Origin of the sequence: Caballeronia sp. GAFFF2 (genome assembly GCF_023631485.1) — a bacterium.
In the GTDB taxonomy this organism is placed as follows: Bacteria; Pseudomonadota; Gammaproteobacteria; order Burkholderiales; family Burkholderiaceae; genus Caballeronia.
Window position 1 is genome coordinate 299,291 of the sequence record NZ_JALQDA010000009.1, and the last position, 22,273, is coordinate 321,563.

A 22,273-nucleotide genomic window follows, 5' to 3' on the forward strand; every position below is an offset into this window, starting at 1 on the left:
CGCAGTAAGACAAGCACGGTCGGCCTTTGCGCCGACCGTCGATTTATTGGCAGCCGGACTTCGCGCGAGATTCGCGCGCAGCCGGCACAAGACCCATTCGTTCACTTAGCCTTTGGCCGCAGCCATGCACGACAAAATCCTGATCCTCGATTTCGGCTCCCAAGTCACGCAACTGATCGCGCGGCGCATCCGCGAATCGCACGTCTACTCGGAAATCCATCCGTACGACGTCGATGAAACCTTCATCCGCGAGTTCGCGCCGAAGGGCATCATCCTGTCGGGCGGCCCGAACTCGGTCACCGAGGCGGGCTCGCCGCGCGCGCCGCAGGTTGTGTTCGATCTCGGCGTGCCGGTGCTCGGCATCTGCTACGGCATGCAGACGATGGCCGATCAGCTTGGCGGCAAGGTCGAACTCGGCAGCGTGCGCGAATTCGGCTATGCGGAAGTGGCTGCGCTCAACCACACGAGCTTTCTTGAAGGCATCGAAGACTTCAAGAGCGCCGAGGGCGAGGCGATGCTGAAGGTGTGGATGAGTCACGGCGACAAGGTCGCCGACTTGCCGGCCGGCTTCAAACTCATGGCCTCGACGCCTGCGTGTCCGATCGCCGCGATGGCCGACGACGACCGCCGCTTCTACGGCGTGCAATGGCATCCCGAAGTCACGCACACCGTGCAAGGCCGCGCGATGCTCGATCGCTTCGTGCTTGGACTGTGCGGCGCGAAAGCGGACTGGGAGATGGGTCATTACATCGACGAAGCGGTCGCGAAGATTCGCGAGCAGGTTGGCGGCGAGCATGTCATTCTGGGCTTGTCGGGCGGCGTGGATTCGTCTGTGGCGGCGGCGCTGTTGCATCGCGCGATCGGCGATCAGCTGACTTGCGTGTTTGTCGATCACGGCCTCTTGCGTCAGAACGAAGCCGAGCAGGTGATGTCCACGTTCGCCGATCACCTTGGCGTGAAGGTCATCCACGTCGATGCGAGCGCGGAGTTTCTCGCGAAGCTCGCGGGCGTGACGGACCCGGAGGCGAAGCGCAAGATCATCGGCGCCGAGTTCGTCGAAGTGTTCGATGCGGAATCCCAGAAGCTCACGGATGCCAAGTGGCTCGCGCAGGGCACCATTTATCCGGACGTGATCGAATCGGCGGGCAAGGGCAAGAAGGGCGCGCATACGATCAAGAGCCATCACAACGTCGGCGGCTTGCCGGAGACGCTGAACCTGAAGCTGCTCGAACCGTTGCGCGAGCTGTTCAAGGACGAAGTGCGCGAGTTGGGCGTGAAGCTTGGTTTGCCGCACGCGATGGTGTACCGCCATCCGTTCCCGGGACCGGGACTTGGCGTGCGTATTCTCGGCGAAGTAAAGCGCGAGTTCGCTGACCTTTTGCGTCAGGCGGACGCGATCTTTATCGAAACGTTGCGCAATACCATCGACAAGGAAACGGGCAAGTCGTGGTATGACCTCACGAGCCAGGCGTTCGCGGTGTTCTTGCCGGTGAAGAGCGTTGGTGTCATGGGCGACGGGCGGACTTATGAGTATGTCGTTGCCCTGCGCGCCGTGCAAACGCTGGACTTCATGACTGCGCATTGGGCGCATCTGCCGCATGAGTTGCTTGGGCATGTGTCCAATCGGATCATTAACGAAGTGCGGGGGATTAACCGGGTGGTTTATGACATCTCGGGGAAGCCGCCAGCGACGATCGAGTGGGAGTGAATCGACGTGTCTTTATGGGCCATCGCCGGGTAATTAACCCTTTACGAACCGGCGGACGATGCCCTGACAGCTGAACAATCTTGGGTGGCGCGGGATCAAAGCTTTTGGGAGGGGACGGGTTGACAAGCCCGTCGCTGCCTTGAGCTCTATGCTGGAGTGCCACCGCTAGAGCAGGCGTGCAGCTTGCCCTTGCTTCGTCAGCAGTGATACCGCTTTTTTGTCGAAAGAAACGAAGGTCTCCGCCCCAAGCCAGCTACCATCGTAGGCGATGACCCCATCAGCAAAATCTCCGCCCGCATCCAGTAACGCAAGTCCTGCCTCGGCGCCCGGACGATTAACCACGACATTGCTTGTGCTCAACAGCGTGCGAATTGCAAAAGCGATATCCGCACGAGTAACGTCGTATTGGCCGCGCAGCACCCAAACAACCTCGCATAGCGTTTGCAGGCTAACCGCCACCATGTCGGCCGTATCCAAAAGTGCGACAGCGCGCGTTGTTTGAATTGCGTCATCGTCCACAATGGTGCGAAGCAGGACGTTCGTGTCAGCTGTCACCTTCATGCCTTGCCAGCCCCTCGGGTCGCGCCACAAGCGGCAATCGCGTCGTTAATTTCCTCGATAGTTAATCGAGCGCCGTTCGTCTTGCCCTTAAGAATGCCCCGCAGTTCCCGAAATGAACCCTTTGTTTGAGCGGCCGTCAATTCGGCCCGGCCGTCCGGCAGCAGGTTCAACTCGATTCTCTCGCCGGGCTTGATACCCAAGTGCTGCAGTACCTCTTTCCGAAACGTGACCTGGCCCCGCGCGGTGACCGTCAGTGTGCTCATGAGATACCTCCATAGTTGATGATCGATTGTAATGCAAAACTGCATTACAATCGAGTTCGAGACAGCGTCAGCGCTGCCACTTCCACTGGCACAAACAAAACCGGCACCCTGAGGTGCCGTTTCTCGGCTTTACGGACTTTGCTTTCAAAACAACCTCAACAACCCATCCAGCCCAACGAAATTAAACGCGAGACTAGCCGCCTCCCTCACCACCGGCTTTGCGCGAAACGCCACCGACAGACCCGCTTCCGCCATCATCTTCAAATCGTTGGACCCATCGCCCATGGCGATCGCGCGTTTCGGATCGATGCCGATCTCCAAGCACGTCTCGCGCAGCGTGCGCGCCTTGACATCCGCGTTGACGATCTCGCCTAGCACCTTGCCCGTCAATTTGCCATCGACGATTTCGAGCGTATTCGCGCGCGTGTAGTCGAGGCCGAGTCGCGCTTTCAGCCGCTCGGTGAAGAACGTGAATCCGCCCGACACCAGCAGCGTTTTCAAGCCCGCTGCCCGCGCGCCGGCGAGCATGCGTTCCGCGCCCGGCGACAACTGCAGACGCTCGTCGAACACGCGTTGCAATGCGGTCGCCTCCAGTCCCTTCAACAGTGCGACGCGGCGCGTGAGACTCTCGTTGAAGTCCTTGATCTCGCCGCGCATCGAGGCTTCCGTGATCGCCGCGACTTCCGCCTTCAGCCCGCAGAAATCCGCGATCTCATCGATACATTCGATCGTGATGAGCGTCGAATCCATATCCATCGCGACGAGGCCGAAGTCGGTCAACTTCGCGTTTGCGTCGATGAACGCGTAGTCGAGCGCGTGCGTGCCGCAATAAGCGTCGATGTCGGCGCGTTGCAGCGGATCGGCATCGGTCAGGCGCAAGAGCGTGTCGTCGATACGCTGCGTTTCGCGCGAACGGGCGAGGGCGGCGAGCGGCTTCAGATGCGCATCGGAGATAAGACTGGGGCTTTGAATGACGAGGTTCATCGCAGGCGGATTGTGATAAGCGCGAAAACCGACATTGTACGGGCCACCCGCGAGTGGAGACCGGCTAGCCTGTTCCAAAGCCAAAGCCAAAGCCAAAGCCAAAGCCAAAGCCAAAGCCAAAGCCAAAGCCAAAGCCAAAGCCCAAGCCAAAGCCAAAGCCAAAGCCCAAGCCCAAGCCCAAGCCAAAGCCCAAGCCCAAGCCCAAGCCCAAGCCCAAGCCCAAGCCCAAGCCCAAGCCCAAGCCCAAGCCTACCGCTGCACGCTTCCCGGATCGACGTCCCAATACGGCGGTTCGCCGAAGCGCTCGGCCAGAAAATCGATGAAAGCCAGCGTCTTCGGCGGCACGAACGCGCGACTCGGATACACCGCCCAAATCGCGACCGTCTGCGCGCACGGATAATCATCGAGCAGCGTCACGAGTTCGCCGCTCGCGAGCAGCGGCGCCACGCTCCACGTCGACTTCAACGCGATACCGACGCCCGCCGCGATCGCGTCCCGGATCACTTCGCCGTTGTCGGTCACGATGCGCCCCGACACGCGTACATCGATCACGCCCGTCGGCGTATGAAAGCTCCAGTCGCGCTGGTCGGATAGGATCACGCACTCGTGCTCCGCAAGCTCGGCCGGGTGCCGCGGCCGGCCATGCGCCTCGATATACGCAGGCGACGCGCACAGCAGGCGCCGGTTGCTCGCCAGCTTGCGCGCGACGAGCGTCGAGTCCTTCAGCGCGCCGATACGAATGGCGAGATCGATGCCCTCATCGACGAGATCGATGATCTGATCCGTCATGCGCAGCTCGATGCTCACACCCGGATACAACCGCAAAAACGCCGGAATCAGCGGCGAAACATGCTGACGCCCAAGCGACGACGGCATGGTCACCCGCAGCCGTCCGTGAGGCCGTTCGCGTGCGCGGCCCACCGATGCACGCGCGGCCTCGGCGGCATCGAGCAGTTCACGTGCGTGGGCCGCGAAAATCTCGCCTTCCTGCGTGACGCTCACGCGCCGCGTCGTCCGATGCAAAAGCCGCGCGCCGAGCATGCGCTCCAGCCCCGCGATGCGCGCGCTCGCCACCGCCGGGGAGAGGCCGAATTCACGCGCCGCCGCCGACAAACTGGCAAGCGCCGCCGCGCGCACGAACAAGCCGACGTCGAGCAGATCGAGACGTTCGCGCGCGTCGGAATCGGCATGGCTGGCAAGCGGTTCGCTACTCATTCGATGGATTTCCCAAAAAATGTTTCAACGATTATGACGGTTTTGCGGAACGCCGACGGCGGCTAAGATGACTACACCTCATGCAATCAAACACGGAGCTCAAACATGAAAGCCATTGGACTGACTCGCTATCTGCCGATTTCGAATCCCGAATCGCTCGTCGATATCGAGCTCGACAAACCCGCGCCGTCCGGGCGCGACTTGCTCGTGAAAATCGAGGCGATCGCCGTCAACCCCGTCGACACGAAAGTGCGCGCGCCAAAGGACAAGACCGAGGCCACGCCGCGCGTGCTCGGCTGGGACGCGGCGGGCGTCGTCGAAGCGGTCGGCCCCGAGGTCACGCTCTTCAAGCCAGGCGATGCCGTCTATTACGCAGGCGACATCACGCGGCAAGGCGCGAACAGCGAATTTCATCTGATCGATGAACGCATCGTCGGCGCGAAGCCGAAGTCGCTTGATTTCACGTGCGCGGCGGCGTTGCCGCTCACGACCATCACCGCATGGGAAGCGCTCTTCGACCGCCTGAACGTGTCCGCCGAAGGCAAGGACGCGGGCAAGACGGTGCTGATCATTGGCGGGGCGGGCGGAGTGGGGTCCATCGGCATTCAGTTGGCCAAGCAGGTTGCGAAGCTGAACGTGATTGCCACCGCATCGCGGCCGGAATCCGCGCAATGGGCGAAGGAGCTGGGCGCGGATCACATCGTCAATCACTTCGAGGACATCCCTAAGCAGCTGAAGGACGCGGGCTTCCCGCAAGTCGATTTCGTGCTGATCTTCAACGACACCGACAAGCATTTTCCGGCAGCGGCGGAAGTGATCAAGCCGCAAGGCGGCATCTGTACGATTGTCGAGAATGCGAAGCCGATCGCGGTCGAACTGCTGAAGGCGAAAAGCGCGGCGTTCCACTGGGAGTTCATGTTCACGCGCGCGATGTTCCATACGCCCGACATGATCGAACAACACAAGCTGCTCACGGAAGTGGCGCGGCTGATCGACGCAGGCGCGATCCGCACGACGCTCGGCCGCGACCTCGGCAAGATCAATGCGACGAATCTGCGTGAGGCGCATCGCCTGCTGGAAGAAGGGCGCGCGATCGGCAAGCTCGTGCTGACCGGTTTTTGACGAACTTCAACGAAGCGGGCCATCGTTCAAGTGCACACGGGTTTTCCATTAGGAGACCCGGGCATGCTCGGCGCTAGACTGAATTCGCCTTCAGTCATCCGGCGCGTCGTTCGCGGCGCGCCGGAATTCCCCAAGCGTTTAAACGGAGGTGCCGGCATGAATCGTCGCCCGAATTTCAGTCGCATCGTTTCAGCGTTTGCGCTCGCGTTGGGCGTGATGGCGAGCGCGCATGCGACGCCAGGCATCAAGGTTCTCTCCGAAGCGCCCAATGACGGGCCGATCAAATACAGCGTGAAGATGGTGTCGAAGAGCTTCGGCAACGAACAGGAAACGCGCACCATCCGCTCGGGGCAGAGCGACGACTTTACCTGGCAGGGCGCGGCGCCCGCTGGCGCGCAGCCAGTGCCGGATGGCTGTCCGCAGGCGGCATCGGTGCCGCATAGCGCGGACGGCGCGGCCGTGCGCCAGGTGCAGATTCGCTTTGCGCCGGTCATCGCGGATAACGGCGCGGCCAATGTGCAGATCAGCTTTCGAGCTTATGCGCCGAAGGGTGTGAATAAGGTCACGGTCGGCGGCAAGAGCTTGCAGTGTCCCGTCGATAATCGCTTCAGCCAGGTCGTGCGCTTTTCCATGTCGACTTCGACCGGCTCCAAGAAGACCGTCACGCTCGATGATGGAACGCAACTGACGATTACGGCGAGTCGGAAGTAGGGCGCTGATGACGCGGGCTTGTTTCGCGCTGATCGTGACTTGCTGCTTTGATCGGCATGCAGACGGCGGGGCGGTGGCTTATGCATCGGCCCCGACGATGATCTCAGTGCAATCGGTCCGCGTGCGTCTCAGGCGAGGTCAACGAGGCTCTTGTCAGAGGCGACGTCGCGACCGCAATGCACAAGCGCACTCAAGCGCACTCAAGCGCACTCAAGCGCACTCAAGCGCACTCAAGCGCACTCAAGCGCACTCAAGCGCACTCAAGCGCACTCAAGCGCACTCAAGCGCACTCAAGCGCACTCAAGCGAAGCAACTAACCGTCCATTTCCTCGCCATCTAACTACTTCGACGTACACCGCTGTCACCGATACATCTCCGTAAAGCTTACAGCAGCAGCGCCATCCGCGGATCAGAACCAACAACGCAATCAAAGCCCGCCGCCAACCTCCCTGATTTGGCACGCTTCCTGCGGTACACCCCGATGCCCGCTTCAAACGCAGCTTTGAACCGCGCGTGAAGCGCACCCCATCGACCGTTCCGCCAGCGAGGTTTTCGCGATGCCGCACATGATCTGGAAGGGTGCGATCAGCTTCGGGCTGGTCCACGTGCCCGTGCAGTTGTATCCCGCCACGCAGTCGGACAAGGTCGGCTTCAATCTGCTCGACAAACGCTCGATGGACCCCATCGGCTACAAGCAGATCAACAAGAACACCGGCAAGGACGTGACACGCGACAACATCGTGCGCGGCTTCGAATACGAGAAGGGCAAGTACGTCGTGATGACCGATGCCGAAATCCGCGCGGCCAATCCCGAGTCGACTCAAACGGTCGATATCCTCGCTTTCGTCGATGCCCCCGAAATCTCGTTCCTCTCGCTCGACACGCCGTACTATCTCGCGCCCGATCGGAAAGGCGAAAAGGTCTATGCGCTCCTGCGCGACGCCTTGAAAGACACAGGCAAGGTCGGCATCGCAAGCGTCGTGCTGCACAACAAGCAGCATCTGGCCGCATTGATCCCCGTCGGTCCCGCGCTTGCGCTCAACACCTTGCGCTGGGGCGACGAAGTACGCGATTTCACCGACTTCAAGTTCCCCGATGAAGACACGAAGAAAGCGGGCGTATCGCCGAAAGAACTCGACATGGCCAAGCGCCTGATCGACGACATGAGCGACTCGTGGGACCCGACGAAGTATCACGACACCTTCAAGGACGACATCATGGCGCTCGTCGACCGCAAGGTGAAGGAAGGCAAGGTCGCGGAAGTCATGAAGATCGACGAGGGTAGCGGCGGCGAAGGCAAGGCATCCGCCGATATCCTCGACCTTTCCGAACTGCTCAAGCGCAGCCTGAAGAAGGGCGGCGCGGCGCCGGCCAAGCGCGGCGCCGCGGCATCGAAAGACGACGATTCGGGTGAAGAACCCGCCGCGAAGCCCGCGCGCAAGACTACGCGGCGCAAACGTGCCTGAAGCGTGAGGCGTGCCGGCCGCACCCATGAGCTGCGCGACGGCACGTTACGCGGTCTGATGAAGCAGACAGAGCGTGGCGACCAATCCCGCAACATCGGCGACGTTTGACGCAATCACACACCGCACCACGACTACCAAGCCTCCCATAAACGGAGCCACGAAAACGATGGCCGGCAAACTCGAAACCTATCAGCGCATGCGGCGTTTCAACGAGACGCCGGAGCCGTCCGGGACGCAGAAGGCTGCCGCGAAGAAACGCGCAGCCAAAAAAGCCGCCGCGGTCGAGACGCTCTCATTCGTGATCCAGGAACACGATGCGCGCCGCCTGCACTACGACTTTCGCCTGGAGCTCGACGGCACGCTCAAGTCGTGGGCCGTGCCGAAAGGCCCGAGTCTCGATCCCACGGTCAAGCGCCTTGCGGTTCATGTCGAAGATCATCCGATCGATTACGGTTCGTTCGAAGGCGATATCCCCGAAGGAAATTACGGCGCGGGCAGCGTGATCGTCTGGGATCGCGGTCGCTGGGCGCCGCAAGCCGGCAGCTTCGACGAAGCCCTGGCCGAATATGAAAAAGGCAAGCTCAAGTTCGTGCTCGATGGCGAAAAGCTGCAAGGCGGCTTCACGCTCGTGCGCAGCCACATGCGCGGTAGCGGCGACAAGGAACAGTGGCTACTCATCAAGGAACGCGACGACGAAGCGCGTCCCGAAAGCGAATACGACATCCTTCTGAAGCGGCCCGGCAGCGTGTTGTCGGAATCGCTCGGCGCGCGGGGGAAGAATGGCGCGGTCGTCGAGCGCACCGAGCGCAAGACCAAACCTGCGGCCAAAAAAGCGGCCACCAGAAAAACCGTCAGCAAGACAGCGAATGGGCGCGAGCATCCGGATATCGTCGCGAACCGAAACGCGGAGTCGTTGCGCACGCTCTCGCATGACCCGGCGATAGAAGGCGCGGTCAAGGCCAAGCTGCCCGCGACCTTCAAGCCGCAACTGGCCACACTCGTCGATACCGCGCCGCCCGGCGAAGACTGGGCCTATGAGATCAAGTTCGATGGCTATCGCGTGCTCGTGCGGATCGAGACGATCAAGGGCAAACGCGATATCCGCATTTTCACGCGCAACGGCAACGACTGGACGGCGAAGTTCAGCAAGCAGGTGAAGGCGCTCGAAGCACTCGACATAGAAGACGGCTGGCTCGATGGCGAAGCCGTCGTGCTCGACGATCGCGGCCTGCCGGACTTTCAGGGGCTGCAAAACGCGTTCGATGTCGGACGTCCGCAAGATATCGTCGTGTACTTCTTCGATCTGCCTTATCTGAACGGGTACGACTTGCGCGAGGTGCCTGTCGTGCAGCGCCGCGCCATTCTGAAGGCGATCGTCGAACCGCTCGCCGATCCCGTGCTGCGCTACTCGGAAGACTTCGCTTTTCACGCCGACGATCTCCTCAAAAGCGCCTGCGACATGGCGCTGGAAGGGATCATCGGCAAGCGGATCGACTCGACTTATGTCTCCGGACGCAGCGCGTCGTGGATCAAGCTCAAGTGCCGGCGCCGGCAGGAGTTCGTGATCGGCGGCTATTCGGAACCGGCGGGCACGCGCGGCGAGTTCGGCGCGTTGCTGCTCGGCGTGTACGACGCCAAGGGCAAGCTGCAATACGCGGGTCGCGTCGGCAGCGGCTTCGATCACGCCACGCTCACCGCCGTGAAGAAGGAACTCGACAAGCGCGAAACCAAAAGCATGCCGTTTGCGAGCGAGCCGCAGGAGCGCAGCCGCACGCCGGTGCATTGGGTGAAGCCCGAACTCGTGGCGGAATGCAATTTCGCGGAATGGACCAAGGAGCGCATCGTGCGACAAGCATCGTTCGTCAGTCTGCGCGACGACAAGCCGGCCAGGCAGATCGTCAAGGAAGAAGCGGTATCGGCGCGAAAGGTGGAAGACGAGGGCGCGCCGAAGAAGACGGCTGCCAGGAAAACCGCCGCGAAGAAAGCGCCCACGAAAACCGCGGCCAAAAGCAAATCGACCGCCGAGGTCGAAGGCGTCAAGATCAGCCATCCGGATCGCGTCATCGACAAGTCCACGGGGCTTCGGAAAATCGATGTCGTCGAGTATTACGCGTCGGTCGCTCAATGGATGCTGCCGCATCTGCACGACCGGCCCGTGTCCCTCGTGCGCGCCCCGGAAGATATCGGCGGCGAATTGTTCTTTCAAAAGCACAGCGCAAGGCTCGCGATTCCGCACATCACGCAGCATGCGGATATCGATCCGGGACATCCGCCGCTGCTCACCATCGAATCGGCGCAAGCGCTCGTCGGCACGGCGCAGATGGGGACGATCGAACTGCATACGTGGAACGCGCTGGCGTCGAACATCGAGAAACCGGATCGCATGGTGTTCGACCTCGACCCCGGCGAAGGCGTCGGCTGGAAGCGCATGGTCGAAGCCGCGAAGCTCACAAAGGAACTGCTGGCCGAACTCGGACTGACTTCGTTTTGCAAGACGAGCGGCGGCAAGGGCTTTCATGTGGTCGTGCCGCTCGCCAAACAGTCGGGCTGGGACGAAATGAAGGGCTTCTCGCAAGCCGTCGCGCAGCATATGGCGAGTACCTTGCCCAAGTTCTTTTCCGCGAAGATGGGCATGCAGAATCGCAAGGACAAGATATTCATCGACTATCTGCGCAACAACCGCGGATCGAGCACGGTGGCGGCGTTTTCGTTGCGCTCGCGGCCGGGACTGGGCGCTTCGATGCCTATTGCCTGGGACGAAATCGACGAGGTCACGAGCGGCGATCAATGGAACATCGGCAACGTGGCCGAGCGCATGAATTCATTGCGCGCCGACCCGTGGGCCGACTACGCGAAGGGCCGCCAGCGTCTTACGGCGGCAATGAAAAAACAGCTTGGCATCGACGCTAAAAGCAAGACCAAGTGAACGCATCAAGGAGAGGGACCATGAAGCCAGTCAAGACAGCACCCGAAAGCGCGCCCGAACGCGGCCGCGAAATGTCGAGCAAGGACGAACAGACGCAAGTGGACGACGATTCATCGAACGCGGCGCTGCCGCACGAGGCGGATCAAAGTGTCGACTCGCAGGATGAGCACGAGCCGCGCGAAGTCGGCAAGCAGGCGCATGACGATGTAAAGCGCGGTCTCGTCGATACCGACCGGCGCGGCGGCGGCGCGTATCAGGAAGCCACGCAGCGCGACGATCACGCGAACGAGAATAGCGGCGGCGGCAGCGGCGGCCGAGGCGCGAATTGAACCAGATGGTGAAACCACGAGCGTTGCACTGACATTGCGTGAGACGGTTGCGTAAAATGATTTTTGTTTCGAAAGCAGAACACGTCGATCATGCGTTTTCTACCGGATCATTCAGTGCCGCGCGCGTTTCATCCGGTAAGCGCTTCCGATGCAAGCCTCGTTTGCTTGCTTGAACATCCATAGCGTCCTCAGCCAACCCGACGGAACATGTCCCAAGATCTATTGTCCCGGCTCAAGAACGAAACCGCCGTATGCCATACGCGGCTCGAGAACGCGCTCGACCTCATGCAGGACAGCCTGCAACGCGCCGAATACATTGCGCTGCTCGAACGCTTCTACGGCTACATCGCGCCGTGGGAAGACGTCGCGGGCGCGCAGATGCCCGAGTCGCTGCAAGTATTTTTCGATGAGCGCCGCAAGGCGCCGCTCATCGCCGCCGATCTGGCCGTGCTCACGGGCGAGCGCGTGCCCGTGGGTTCGGTCCCGCGCGCTCACGCGCTTTACGATCTGCCGCAGATCAAGAGCGTCGCGAGCGCGGTCGGCTCCATGTACGTGATGGAAGGTTCGACCCTGGGCGGGCGTTTCATCGCGCCGCATATTGCCAAGCTGCTCGATCTCGAACCCGGTTTCGGCAACGCCTATTTCGAAGGTTACGGTTCGCACACCGGCAGCATGTGGAACGCCTTCCGCACGACCGCCGCGGCGACGGTGCCCGAGGCCCAATACGACGAAGCCGTGCATGCGGCCATCGCGACCTTCGAGAGCATGCAGGCGTGGCTGTGCCCGGAATCCGCGGAGGTCGAAGACCTGCAGGCCGTGAGCGGAGTGGCCACATGAGCGAGGCGGCAAGCGGACCAGCCGGTTCTGCGTCCTTTCACGGCGACTCGCAAGGTCCGCCGGATGCCGTCGCGCGCCGCCTGACGCTCGACTCCGGCGTTGCGAGCAAGGACTGCGACGCCGAGCCCATCCATGCACCCGGTGGCATCCAGCCGCATGGCTATCTGCTGGTGCTGGACGACGCTCTGCGCATTCTGCAGGCAAGCGAGAATCTGGCTGCGCTCACGGGCCGCGACATCGAGACGCTGCCTGGCGAATCGCTCGAAACAGTGTTGGGCGATGTGGGCGCCAAGCGCATCGCGAAAGCCGCCGCGACGGCGGAGATCGACGACGCGCCGCTTTACGTCGGCCCGGTGGATGCCGCCAAAGCGGACCACGCTTCCGTGCGCCTGGATGTGACGGTGCATCGCCATGAAGGCGCGCTCATCGTCGAGATGGAAACGGCTGCAATCGGCGACGCCGCTTTCGCGTCCATGTATCCGCTCGTGCGCACGTTCGCACGCGGTTTGCAGGATGCCGGCACCGTGCAGGAACTCGCGGAACTCGCCGTGCAGGAAGTCCGCGCGATCACCGGCTTCGGTCGCGTCATGCTTTACAGCTTCGATGAGGAAGGCCGCAGTCATGTGCTCGCGGAAAATCGCGACGAAAGCTACGCGTCCTTTCTGCATCAGTTCTTTCCGGCTTCCGACATTCCGCGTCAGGCGCGCGCGCTGTATATGCGGCACCGGATTCGCCTCGTCGCCGATGTGAACTATCGCCCCGCGCGCCTCGTGCCGGCGCTCAATCCGCTGACCGGCCGCCCGACTGACCTCACTTACGCCACGCTGCGCAGCTTCTCGCCCGTGCATCTGGAATACATGCGCAACATGAACACGCATGCGTCGATGTCGGTGTCGATCGTCGTGCGCGGGCGCTTGTGGGGCCTCGTTTCCTGTCACGATCACGATCCGCGCATCGTGTCGTTCAATACGCGGCTGGCGGTCGAACATCTGGGGCACATGCTGTCGCTGCAGATCGAGGCAAAGGAAGAGCGCGCCGAGGGCGAATATCTCGCCGGGCTGCGTCGCACGATGGGCCGTCTCGTCAGCGCGATGGGCGAGCACACCAATTTCGTGGCCGGCTTGCAGGCGGCGCCGAAGGACGTGCTGGGCTTCGCGCGTTCGGCGGGCGCGGCTATCGTCTTCGATGAAAACGTCACGCTCATGGGCGCGACGCCCGATGAAGACACGGTGCGCGCGCTCACGCACTGGCTCGCGGAAAACACCACGGGCGTGTGGGCAAGCGACTCGCTCGCGCGCGAATGGCCGCCCGCCAAGGCGCACGAGGACAAGGCGTGCGGCGTGCTCGCCGTGCCGGTATCGCAGATCTTCCGCAACTATTTGCTGTGGTTTCGCCCCGAGGTTATGCAGACCATCAAGTGGGCGGGCGAGCCGGTCAAGATTCGCGACGCGGAAGGCGCCAGCGCCCCACGCACGAGCTTCAGTCCCTGGCTCGAAACGGTGCGCGGGCATTCCGCCATGTGGCGTCAGGGCGAGATCGAAATCGCCAACGAATTGCGCGGCGCGCTTCTGAATATCGTGCTGCGCCGTGCCGAGGAACGCGCGGAACTCGCGACCGAACTCGCACGCGCGAACAAGGAACTCGAAGCGTTTTCGTATTCGGTATCGCACGACTTGCGCGCGCCGCTGCGCCATATCGCGGGTTACGGCGACCTGCTGCGCGAACTGGAAGGCGAGCGCATGTCGGAAAAGAGCCGGCGGTTTTTGAACAACATGCTGGATTCGGCGCGCTTCGCGGGCACGCTCGTCGACGATCTTCTGACCTTCTCGCAGATGGGCCGCGCGGCGCTCAGACCCGCTCCGGTCGACCTGAACCAGCTCGTCGGCGTGATCGTGCGGGAGTTCGAAATGGATGCCTCCGAGCGCCGGATCGAGTGGGTCATCGGCGATCTGCCGCGCATCACGGGCGACGCCGCCTTCCTGCAACTGGCGCTGCGCAACCTCATTTCGAACGCGGTGAAATATACGAGAACGCGAGAATCGGCGAAAATCGAGATATTCGCCCAGAAAAGCGGCGACGAGTACATCGTCGGCGTACGGGACAATGGCGTCGGCTTCGACATGAAATATGGAGCCAAGCTGTTCGGCGTGTTCCAGCGGCTGCACCGCGCGGAGGAGTTCGAGGGCACCGGTATCGGCCTCGCCAACGTGCGGCGGATCATCGAACGGCACGAGGGACGCACATGGGCGGAAGGGCGGCTCGGAGAAGGCGCGGTATTCTATTTCTCCCTGCCGGTCGTGTTTCGACATGTCACGGGCCGCGAAGGCGTCCGCCTGGGTTCCGGCGCGCCGTCGGGAACCTGAATATCAGCGTCAATACCAGACCATGCTTAAACCGATTTTGCTTGTCGAAGACAATCCGAACGACCTCGAACTCACGCTCGTGGCGCTGGACAAAAGCCAGCTTGCGAACGAAGTGATCATCGCGCGCGACGGTCAGGAAGCTATCGACTATCTCACTTGCGAAGGCGACTGGAAGGAGCGCACGCCGGGCAATCCCGCCGTCATTTTGCTCGACTTGAAACTGCCGAAGATCGACGGGCTCGAAGTGCTCGACACGATCCGCTCGACCCCGGTTCTGAAAAGCGTGCCGGTCGTCATGCTCACGTCCTCGCGCGAAGAGCAGGACCTCGTGCGCAGCTATGAACTCGGCGTCAATGCTTATGTAGTCAAGCCCGTGGAGTTCGCGGAATTCGTCGAGGCGATCAGCGATCTCGGCGTGTTCTGGGCCGTGCTCAACGAGCCGCCGCCGGGTTCCACGCGCTTTCGCCGACCGCCGTCCGCGCAATGACCGACGTGAACCTCGTGAACTTCGTGACTGCCAATATCGACCGCATCGTGCGCCGCCGCGCGTTTTCTCGCGAGGCCGCCTAGACCATGCAGCCCCTGCATCTGCTTCTCGTGGAAGACAACGCACTCGATGCGGAGCTGACCATCGCTCAGCTCGAGCGCGCCGATTACGCGGTGGATGCGTCCATCGTCTACGACTCGGCGAACTTCATCGCGGAGCTCGCCGCCAAGCGCTTCGACGTGATCCTCGCGGACTTCGTCATGCCCACGTTCTCCGGCATCGAGGCGCTGAGCATCGCGAGCGAGCGCGCGCCGGATACCCCGTTCATCTTCGTGTCCGGGCTGCTCGGCGAAGAACACGCCGTCGACATGCTCAAACGCGGCGCGACCGACTATGTGCTGAAGCAGCGTCTGCAACGGCTGCCCGCGGTGGTGCGCCGCGCCATGCGCGAGAGCGACGAGCGTGCGCAACGCATTGCGGTGGAGCGCGCGCTGCGCGAGACGGAGACGCACTTTCGCATGCTGATCGACGCGCTGAAGGACTACGCCGTCATCACGCTCGACCCGGAAGGGCGCATTCGCACGTGGAACGCGGCGTCGGAGCGCATTCTCGGCTTTCCGGCGCAAGACGTGCTCGGCCAGAGCGCGAGCATCTTCTATAACCAGGAAGACCGCGAAACCGGCGTATTCGAGGACGAACTCGACATCGCGCGGCGCGAGGGCAGCGCCAGCGACGACCGCTGGCTGTGGCGCAAGGACGGCCACTCGTTCTTCGCCTCGGGCGTGACCACGGCCATCCGCACGGAAAACGACGAACTGATCGGCTTCTCGAAGATCGTGCGCGACGCCACCGATGCTCACATGGCCGCCGATGCCTTGCGGCTCGCCAAGGATCAGGCGGAATCCGCGAATCGCGCGAAAGACCATTTCCTGGCGGTGCTGTCGCATGAATTGCGCACGCCGCTCACGCCGATTCTCGCCGCCGTGCGTCTGCTCGAAATGAAGCATTCGCTGTCGCACGAGGCGCATCCCACGCTCGAACTGATTCGCCGCAATGTGGAACTGGAGGCGCGTCTGATCGACGATCTGCTCGATCTGACGAGCATCGCGCGCGGCAAGCTGAGTCTGAATTTCGCGAGCGTCGCGCTCGATACCTTGCTCACGAGCGCACTCGACATGTCGGAAGCCGACATGCGCGCGAAGAATCTCACGCTCGACACGCGCTTCGACGCGCACCAGTTCGTCGTTTTCGGCGATGCCGCGCGGCTTCAGCAGATCGTCTGGAACCTGATGAAGAACGCGGTGAAGTTCACCCCGGCGGGCGGGCGGCTCGAAGTACGGACGTGGAATCCGGATCGCGCGACCATCGCTGTATCGGTGACGGATAGCGGCATCGGCATCAGCGCCGAAGCATTGCCGCGCATTTTTTCCGCGTTCGAACAGGCCGACGATTCCATCACGCGTTCCTTCGGCGGGCTGGGCTTGGGCCTGGCTATCGCCAGCACGCTCGCGCAGAAGCATGGCGGCACGCTCTCGGCCTACAGCGAAGGCCGCGATGCGGGCGCGCGTTTCACGCTCACGTTGCCGCTCGCGAAAATGGAGCCGCAGCACGAGGCCGAGCCGCTCGTCGAGGCAAAGCGGCACGAACACGGCCGTTCGCTGCGCGTATTGCTCGTGGAGGACAACGAGCAGACTTCATCGGCGATGGCGGAAGTGCTGGAGATGCTCGGTCACGTCGTTACTGTCGCCAGCACGGTGGCAGTTGCGCTCGAACGCGCGAAGGAGGCGTCGTTCGATCTTCTCGTGAGCGACATCGGCTTGCCGGATGGCACGGGTCTCGACATCGCGCGCGCGTGGCGCGAGCTACAGCCCGACAAGCCCGCCGTGGCCATCACGGGCTACGGCATGGACGAAGACATTCGACGTTGCCGGGAAGCAGGTTTTCGGGATCATCTGACGAAGCCCGTCAACTTTTCGCGGCTCGAAGGGCTCATTCAGACGCTGGCCGAAACGCCGGACGCCTGAGCTGCAAAAAAATCCGGCCGAACTCCGGATCGATGTCGATTGACGCCTGGCTTGCACGTTGTAGGGTAGGAGAGCGGCGCCGATTCCCGGCGCGTCTCGTCACTTCTACGGAGCCAGCCATGTCCACACCCGCCGTCAACCCCATTCCGCCCGGCATGCGTTCGCTGACCCCGCACCTCACGTGCGCGGGCGCGGCGGAGGCGATCGACTTCTACATGCGCGCCTTCAACGCCGTCGAACTGGGCCGTCTGCCCGGACCGGACGGCAAGCTCATGCATGCCATGGTCAAGATCGGCGATTCGGTGCTGATGCTCGTCGACGAGAACCCGACCTTCGGCATGCTCGGCCCGAAGGCGATCAAAGGGTCGCCGGTGACCATCCACCTTTATGTCGAAGATGTCGATGCCACGTTCACGCAGGCCATCGATGCCGGCGCCGAAGTCACCATGCCGGTTGCCGAGATGTTCTGGGGCGACCGTTACGGCCGGCTCGTCGACCCGTTCGGGCATCAGTGGTCGTTGGCATCGCACGTACGCGACGTGAGCCCCGAGGACATGCAAAAGGCGATGACCGCGCCGCGCGAATAACGCGCCTTTCAAGGAGAGACTCATGAACAAGATATCGCCATGCCTATGGTTCGACGGCAACGCGCAGGAGGCCGTCGACTTCTATCTGAGCGTGTTCAAGGACGCGCGCATCGTTGAAACCATGCTGCATAACGAGGCCAGTCCGGGCACGCCGGGCAGCGTGCTCGCCGTTCTGTTCCAGTTGGAAGGCGAAGACATCATGGCGCTCAACGGCGGCCCAGAATTCAAGTTCACGCCCGCCATGTCGTTGTTCGTCAAATGCGACAGTCAGGCCGAGATCGACCGCTACTGGGACAAGCTTCTCGAAGGCGGCCAGGCGATGGCCTGCGGCTGGCTCACGGACCGTTTCGGCGTGACGTGGCAGATCGCGCCGAGAAAGCTGCTCAAGATGCTGCAGGACCCCGACCCGGACAAGGCCAATCGCACGATGACCTCGATGAGAACGATGGTGAAGCTCGACCTCGACGAACTGGAGCGGGCATACCGCGGAGCGTGACGCGAAAAGGAAGCGCTTCAGGCAGAGCGCTTCTTCGCCTTCCTCTGCACGAGCTTCGCGGCCATGAAGCGGTGATCCGGCGAGAACAGCCGCCGATACGTCAGCACGACTGCGCCGACCACGCCGAGCGCCGAAGCCGCCGCGATCAGAAACATGATGACGATCTGATAGCGCACCGCCTGCAATGGCGATTGTCCCGCCAGCACCTGACCGGTCATCATCCCCGGCAGACTGACGAGGCCCACGACGGTCATCTGGTTGAGCGTCGGAATCATGCCCGCGCGCACGGCCTGCCGCGCGGGCCCTTGCGCGGCTTCCCAGCGCGTCGCGCCTAATGCGAGCGACATCTCCACGGCCGCGCGTCCGGCGGTCAGTTCCTCCGTCATGCGTTCGATGCCGAGCGACACGCCTGTGAGCGTATTGCCGAGAATCATGCCGAGAATGGGTATGGCGTATTGCGGCTCGTACCACGGATGAATGCGGATCACGACGAACAGCCCGAATGCGCCGATCAGCCACGAACTCGCCCAGATCGACACGATGCTGTCGGCGCGTTGTCCGGCGTAGGTGCGCCGTCCGCGATTCGAAGCGGACAGTCCCGCGATGATGGTCATCAACGCCATGAGCGGCAGCACGACATACCACCGGCTGAAGGCAAACACCCAGCCGAGCACATAGCCTATCAGCAGCAATTGAACGACGGTGCGTATGGCCGCGATCGCGAGCTTGCGTTCGAGCCCGAGATTGAGCGCGATCGACAACGCGCCGTTCACCACGATCAGCGCCGCCGCAAGCGCGATATCGAGGAGACTGAGGTTTTGATAACCGTTCATGGCGCGTTCGCTTCGGTGAGGACGCCCGCGTTCATCGACAAATGACGCGTGGCCACGCGCGCAGCCTGTTCGGGGTCGTGCGATACCCAGATGCTCCCGCGCTTGTTGCCCGGTTTGTCATCCGCTTTGTCCGCCGATTCGAACCACGCGCTGACCAGCGCTTCGATCGAGCGCGCCGAAGCCGGATCGAGCGATGCCGTGGGCTCGTCGAGCAGCAGCACGTCGGGCGCGAGTTGCAGTACACGCACGAGCGCGGCGATCTGCGCCTCACCGCCGGACAACTCGCTTGCGGCCTTGTCGAGAAAGTCCGCGCCGCGTCCCGCCGCTTCCGCGAGTTGCGTGGCCATCGCGCGATCGAAACGGGCATCGCGATAAGCCTTGAGTGTGTACGGATAACGCAGGTTGTCCTCGACACTTCCGTCCAGCATCGCGGGCCGTTGAGCGATGTAGGCCACGCGTCGTCGATAAGCCGGAATGCCCGCGCGCGCGATACGCTCGCCGCGCCACGTCACGTAACCCTCGTCGCAGGCATCGAGCAGCGCGAGGGTACGCAAAAAGACGCTCTTGCCCGATCCCGACGGTCCCGTGATCGCGGCGCGCTCGCCTTCGCTCAGCACGAAATCCGTGGGATGCAAAAGGACGGTGCCGCGCGCGGTATCGCGCCGTGCGACGCCAACGGTTGCGACGAGTGAAGAAGAAGGCATCGGGCCTCGTGGGGCATTTATCGAGCCGTCATCTTACGGAAAAGGCCGGACGTTGCCCATGAAATGCGGCGCTCATGACACACGTCGACCGTCACGCGGGCACACTCTGTGCTGCGCCACACACAATCAGAAAAAATGGATGGAGAGGTCATGGCGCAGGCCCGCACGAGCAGAAAAATCGGAAAGATCGTCGCATGGTTTTTTGCCGTTCTGGCGGTACTGATAGCGGTGATCGTGGTTATTTTCCTGACGTTCGACTGGAATCGCCTGAGGCCGTGGGTCGATGACAAAGTCTCGCAAGCTATTGGGCGGCAGTTTCATATTACCGGCGACCTGAAGGTGGGCTGGCGCCGTCCGCCTAACGAAACGGGCTGGAAACGCTGGGTGCCGTGGCCGCGCTTCTCGGCTGAAAAGATCACCATCGCGAACCCGGACTGGGCGCGCAACCAGTATTTCGCCACGCTCGACGAAATCGACTTTCAGGTGGCCGTGCTGCCGCTGCTCGCGCACGACATCGTCATTCCCGCGATCAATCTGGTGAATCCTTCCATCGATGTCGAGCGGCTCAAGGACAACCGCAACAACTGGACGTTCAAGTTCAAGCAGTCCACCGAACCTTCGACGTGGAATCTCAAGCTCGGCGATATCTCGCTTGCAAAAGGCACCGTCGGCGTGCACGACGAAGTGACCAAGGCCGAGATGCAAGTCGATATCGATACGCTCGGCCAGGCCGTGCCGATCGGCGAAGTGATGAAGCAGCAACAGGAGGCGTCGAGCAAATCGTCGGCGGAGATGGTCGGCAAGAGCGGCGCGGCCAAGCTGGAAAAGCAGACGGATGCAGCGGCGGCCTCGGAGGCGTCCGCCGCTTCGGCTGCATCCGCGGCTGCGGCGGCGAATGCGTCGGCGCCGAATCCGGCGAGTACGTCGGCCAATCAGAGCATCACGACGAAAGAAGGCGTGAAGCCGCCGATTCCGCCGTATGCCTTCGGCTGGACGGTCAAGGGCACCTACAACGGCGGCAAAGTTTCCGGCGACGGCAAGCTCGGCGGCGTGCTCGCGGTGCAGGACGCGGCGCGCCCGTTCCCCGTTCAGGCCGATGTGCGCCTGGGTGACACGCATATCGCGTTCGTCGGCACCGTGACCGATCCCGCTCATCTCGCGGCGCTCGATCTGCGGCTGTGGATTCAGGCGGTCAGCATGGCGCATCTGTATCCGTTCACGGGCGTGACCCTGCCGGAAACGCCTCCTTTTGCCACGGAAGGGCGTCTCACCGGTCAGTTCAAGGAAGACGGCAACGTATTCCACTACGAGAACTTCACGGGCCGCGTGGGTGGCAGCGACATCAACGGCTCGCTCGTCTATGCGGGCAGGAAGCCGCGACCGCTGCTTCAGGGCGAACTCGTGTCGCATCTGCTGCGTTTCGCGGACCTCGCGCCGATCATCGGTGCGGATTCGAACGCGAGCAAAGCCAAGCGCGGCGAGACGGAAAAGCAGCCGTCGGCGAAGGCGTTGCCGACCGAGGAGTTTAAAACCGATCGCTGGAAGGCCATCGATGCCGACGTGAAGTTCACCGGTCAGCGCATCATCAAGGACCCCGACCTGCCGATCACGGATCTCTATACGCACGTCGTGATGAAGGATGGCGTGCTGTCATTCGAACCGCTCAAGTTCGGCGTGGCGGGCGGCGCGTTCTCGTCGAACATTCATCTGGATGGCAGTGCGGCGCCTCTTAAGGGACGCGTGTCGGCGGAGGCGCGGCATCTGAAGCTCAAGCAGCTGTTCCCGACCGTGAAGACCATGCAATCCGCGCTCGGTGAAGTGAACGGCGACGCAGCTTTGTCCGCCACCGGCAATTCGCCCGCCGCGCTTGCTGCAACGTCTAACGGCGAGATAAAGGCGCTCGTGACGCAGGGCACCGTGAGCCGGCTGTACATGGAAGCGGCGGGCCTGAACGTGGCGAACGTCGTCTACGAGAAGCTCTTCGGCAAGCGCGATGTGAACATCAACTGCGCCGCGACCGATTTCGTCGTCACGGATGGCGTGCTCGACTCGCGCGTCTTCGCACTCGATACCGACGACGCGGTCATCAACGTCGACGGCAACATCAATCTGAAGAGCGAACAGATGGATCTGGGGATTCATCCGCATACGAAGGGCTTCCGCATCTTTTCGTTGCGTTCGCCGCTGTATGTGAAGGGCACGTTCAAGGACCCGAAGGTTGGCGTGAATGTCGGCGCGTTGGCGGTGCGCGGCGGTGCGATGGTCGGTCTTGGACTCATCAACCCGTTTGCCGCGTTGATCCCGCTGATCCAGCCGAGCAACAACAAGCCGTTGCCGTGCGCGCAGATGCTGGCCGATATGCGCAATGCGCCGACAGCGCCGCCTGCCGGACAGAAGCAGACGACCAAGGCGGCGCCGGCTTATATGTCGTCGGGTGCGGCCGCGGGCTCGGCTTCCAAGCCGCCGGCGAAGAAGGCCGTGCCGGCCGCGCCGGCCAGTGCGGCGCAGTATCGCGGAAGCTAAGAGCAACGTACTGCACAGGCTTGTCCACAGAATCTGTGGACAAGTCGGGCAAGGATCAAGCTATTCGTTTGACACGTAGAGCATGACCTGATCCGCGACGCACGGCGTTTTGCGAACAGAATCAAGAAAATAGC

Annotated in this window: 19 protein-coding genes; 13 read left to right on the top strand and 6 right to left on the bottom strand. The window is 62.4% G+C overall.

Annotated elements, in window-relative coordinates; genetic code table 11:
- The first annotated feature begins 124 nt into the window (after window positions 1-124).
- The gene (gene guaA / locus NCT04_RS06785) at window positions 125-1,708 is read left to right on the top strand and encodes a glutamine-hydrolyzing GMP synthase (RefSeq protein ID WP_250464518.1); all 1,584 of its coding nucleotides are present in this window, start codon (window positions 125-127) and stop codon (window positions 1,706-1,708) included.
- A gap of 165 nt (window positions 1,709-1,873) precedes the next feature.
- Here the strand turns inward: guaA and NCT04_RS06790 are convergent, their stop codons facing one another.
- The 4 genes from NCT04_RS06790 to NCT04_RS06805 form a co-directional block, all read right to left on the bottom strand.
- Entirely contained in the window at window positions 1,874-2,269 is a 396-nt protein-coding gene (locus NCT04_RS06790) for a type II toxin-antitoxin system VapC family toxin (protein WP_250464520.1), read from the bottom strand.
- Entirely contained in the window at window positions 2,266-2,532 is a 267-nt protein-coding gene (locus NCT04_RS06795) for an AbrB/MazE/SpoVT family DNA-binding domain-containing protein (protein WP_244827786.1), read from the bottom strand. Before NCT04_RS06795 ends, NCT04_RS06790 begins: the two co-directional genes overlap by 4 nt.
- Window positions 2,533-2,676: 144 nt before the next feature.
- On the bottom strand, window positions 2,677-3,516 hold the full coding sequence (gene serB / locus NCT04_RS06800; protein WP_250464522.1) for a phosphoserine phosphatase SerB: 840 nt from the start codon (window positions 3,514-3,516) through the stop codon (window positions 2,677-2,679).
- 249 nt (window positions 3,517-3,765) lie between these two features.
- On the bottom strand, window positions 3,766-4,731 hold the full coding sequence (locus tag NCT04_RS06805; protein ID WP_250464524.1) for a LysR family transcriptional regulator: 966 nt from the start codon (window positions 4,729-4,731) through the stop codon (window positions 3,766-3,768).
- Between the two features lie 105 nt (window positions 4,732-4,836).
- On the opposite strand from NCT04_RS06805, the gene NCT04_RS06810 reads away from it, so the two are divergent.
- The 11 genes from NCT04_RS06810 to NCT04_RS06860 all read left to right on the top strand — a co-directional run bounded on the left by NCT04_RS06810 (window position 4,837) and on the right by NCT04_RS06860 (window position 18,079).
- Window positions 4,837-5,853, top strand: a complete 1,017-nt coding sequence (locus tag NCT04_RS06810; protein WP_244827789.1) for a zinc-binding alcohol dehydrogenase family protein — start codon at window positions 4,837-4,839, stop codon at window positions 5,851-5,853.
- A gap of 156 nt (window positions 5,854-6,009) precedes the next feature.
- A complete protein-coding gene (locus NCT04_RS06815) occupies window positions 6,010-6,564 on the top strand; it encodes a DUF6013 family protein (protein ID WP_250464526.1) in 555 nt (184 codons plus the stop codon).
- A 557-nt stretch (window positions 6,565-7,121) separates the two neighbouring features.
- Window positions 7,122-8,030, top strand: a complete 909-nt coding sequence (gene ku / locus NCT04_RS06820) for a non-homologous end joining protein Ku (protein WP_244827791.1) — start codon at window positions 7,122-7,124, stop codon at window positions 8,028-8,030.
- A gap of 166 nt (window positions 8,031-8,196) precedes the next feature.
- Window positions 8,197-10,956, top strand: coding sequence for a DNA ligase D (gene ligD / locus NCT04_RS06825; RefSeq protein WP_250464529.1), 2,760 nt, complete (start codon window positions 8,197-8,199; stop codon window positions 10,954-10,956).
- 20 nt (window positions 10,957-10,976) lie between these two features.
- Window positions 10,977-11,285, top strand: coding sequence for a hypothetical protein (locus NCT04_RS06830; RefSeq protein WP_370652107.1), 309 nt, complete (start codon window positions 10,977-10,979; stop codon window positions 11,283-11,285).
- A 207-nt stretch (window positions 11,286-11,492) separates the two neighbouring features.
- Window positions 11,493-12,122, top strand: a complete 630-nt coding sequence (locus NCT04_RS06835; RefSeq protein WP_250464531.1) for a biliverdin-producing heme oxygenase — start codon at window positions 11,493-11,495, stop codon at window positions 12,120-12,122.
- On the top strand, window positions 12,119-14,485 hold the full coding sequence (locus NCT04_RS06840) for an ATP-binding protein (protein WP_250464533.1): 2,367 nt from the start codon (window positions 12,119-12,121) through the stop codon (window positions 14,483-14,485). The genes NCT04_RS06835 and NCT04_RS06840 overlap by 4 nt, the downstream gene beginning before the upstream one ends.
- A gap of 22 nt (window positions 14,486-14,507) precedes the next feature.
- Window positions 14,508-14,972 carry a response regulator gene (locus NCT04_RS06845; protein ID WP_244827795.1) on the top strand — a complete coding sequence of 155 codons (465 nt, stop codon included), beginning with the start codon at window positions 14,508-14,510 and terminating at the stop codon, window positions 14,970-14,972.
- An 86-nt stretch (window positions 14,973-15,058) separates the two neighbouring features.
- Window positions 15,059-16,996, top strand: coding sequence for a hybrid sensor histidine kinase/response regulator (locus NCT04_RS06850; RefSeq protein ID WP_244827796.1), 1,938 nt, complete (start codon window positions 15,059-15,061; stop codon window positions 16,994-16,996).
- A gap of 119 nt (window positions 16,997-17,115) precedes the next feature.
- A complete protein-coding gene (locus NCT04_RS06855) occupies window positions 17,116-17,583 on the top strand; it encodes a VOC family protein (RefSeq protein ID WP_250464535.1) in 468 nt (155 codons plus the stop codon).
- Window positions 17,584-17,605: 22 nt separating this feature from the next.
- Window positions 17,606-18,079, top strand: a complete 474-nt coding sequence (locus NCT04_RS06860) for a VOC family protein (RefSeq protein WP_250464537.1) — start codon at window positions 17,606-17,608, stop codon at window positions 18,077-18,079.
- Between the two features lie 17 nt (window positions 18,080-18,096).
- On the opposite strand, the gene NCT04_RS06865 is transcribed toward NCT04_RS06860, so the two are convergent.
- Together NCT04_RS06865 and NCT04_RS06870 are read right to left on the bottom strand one after the other, a co-directional pair.
- Window positions 18,097-18,912, bottom strand: a complete 816-nt coding sequence (locus tag NCT04_RS06865; RefSeq protein ID WP_250464539.1) for an ABC transporter permease — start codon at window positions 18,910-18,912, stop codon at window positions 18,097-18,099.
- Window positions 18,909-19,616 (bottom strand): ABC transporter ATP-binding protein, encoded by a 708-nt coding sequence (locus NCT04_RS06870; RefSeq protein ID WP_250464541.1) that lies wholly within the window; start codon window positions 19,614-19,616, stop codon window positions 18,909-18,911. The genes NCT04_RS06865 and NCT04_RS06870 overlap by 4 nt, the downstream gene beginning before the upstream one ends.
- 150 nt (window positions 19,617-19,766) lie before the next feature.
- Here NCT04_RS06870 and NCT04_RS06875 point away from each other — a divergent pair, with 150 nt between their 5' ends.
- The gene (locus tag NCT04_RS06875; RefSeq protein ID WP_250464543.1) at window positions 19,767-22,139 is read left to right on the top strand and encodes an AsmA family protein; all 2,373 of its coding nucleotides are present in this window, start codon (window positions 19,767-19,769) and stop codon (window positions 22,137-22,139) included.
- The last annotated feature ends 134 nt before the right edge of the window (window positions 22,140-22,273 follow it).

What these genes read in the sequence shown, in the direction of transcription:
- guaA (WP_250464518.1), top strand. Translation starts at nt 125, where the DNA reads ATGCACGACAAAATCCTGATCCTCGATTTCGGCTCCCAAGTCACGCAA.
- NCT04_RS06790 (WP_250464520.1), bottom strand. Translation starts at nt 2,269, where the DNA reads ATGAAGGTGACAGCTGACACGAACGTCCTGCTTCGCACCATTGTGGAC.
- NCT04_RS06795 (WP_244827786.1), bottom strand. Translation starts at nt 2,532, where the DNA reads ATGAGCACACTGACGGTCACCGCGCGGGGCCAGGTCACGTTTCGGAAA.
- serB (WP_250464522.1), bottom strand. Translation starts at nt 3,516, where the DNA reads ATGAACCTCGTCATTCAAAGCCCCAGTCTTATCTCCGATGCGCATCTG.
- NCT04_RS06805 (WP_250464524.1), bottom strand. Translation starts at nt 4,731, where the DNA reads ATGAGTAGCGAACCGCTTGCCAGCCATGCCGATTCCGACGCGCGCGAA.
- NCT04_RS06810 (WP_244827789.1), top strand. Translation starts at nt 4,837, where the DNA reads ATGAAAGCCATTGGACTGACTCGCTATCTGCCGATTTCGAATCCCGAA.
- NCT04_RS06815 (WP_250464526.1), top strand. Translation starts at nt 6,010, where the DNA reads ATGAATCGTCGCCCGAATTTCAGTCGCATCGTTTCAGCGTTTGCGCTC.
- ku (WP_244827791.1), top strand. Translation starts at nt 7,122, where the DNA reads ATGCCGCACATGATCTGGAAGGGTGCGATCAGCTTCGGGCTGGTCCAC.
- ligD (WP_250464529.1), top strand. Translation starts at nt 8,197, where the DNA reads ATGGCCGGCAAACTCGAAACCTATCAGCGCATGCGGCGTTTCAACGAG.
- NCT04_RS06830 (WP_370652107.1), top strand. Translation starts at nt 10,977, where the DNA reads ATGAAGCCAGTCAAGACAGCACCCGAAAGCGCGCCCGAACGCGGCCGC.
- NCT04_RS06835 (WP_250464531.1), top strand. Translation starts at nt 11,493, where the DNA reads ATGTCCCAAGATCTATTGTCCCGGCTCAAGAACGAAACCGCCGTATGC.
- NCT04_RS06840 (WP_250464533.1), top strand. Translation starts at nt 12,119, where the DNA reads ATGAGCGAGGCGGCAAGCGGACCAGCCGGTTCTGCGTCCTTTCACGGC.
- NCT04_RS06845 (WP_244827795.1), top strand. Translation starts at nt 14,508, where the DNA reads ATGCTTAAACCGATTTTGCTTGTCGAAGACAATCCGAACGACCTCGAA.
- NCT04_RS06850 (WP_244827796.1), top strand. Translation starts at nt 15,059, where the DNA reads ATGCAGCCCCTGCATCTGCTTCTCGTGGAAGACAACGCACTCGATGCG.
- NCT04_RS06855 (WP_250464535.1), top strand. Translation starts at nt 17,116, where the DNA reads ATGTCCACACCCGCCGTCAACCCCATTCCGCCCGGCATGCGTTCGCTG.
- NCT04_RS06860 (WP_250464537.1), top strand. Translation starts at nt 17,606, where the DNA reads ATGAACAAGATATCGCCATGCCTATGGTTCGACGGCAACGCGCAGGAG.
- NCT04_RS06865 (WP_250464539.1), bottom strand. Translation starts at nt 18,912, where the DNA reads ATGAACGGTTATCAAAACCTCAGTCTCCTCGATATCGCGCTTGCGGCG.
- NCT04_RS06870 (WP_250464541.1), bottom strand. Translation starts at nt 19,616, where the DNA reads ATGCCTTCTTCTTCACTCGTCGCAACCGTTGGCGTCGCACGGCGCGAT.
- NCT04_RS06875 (WP_250464543.1), top strand. Translation starts at nt 19,767, where the DNA reads ATGGCGCAGGCCCGCACGAGCAGAAAAATCGGAAAGATCGTCGCATGG.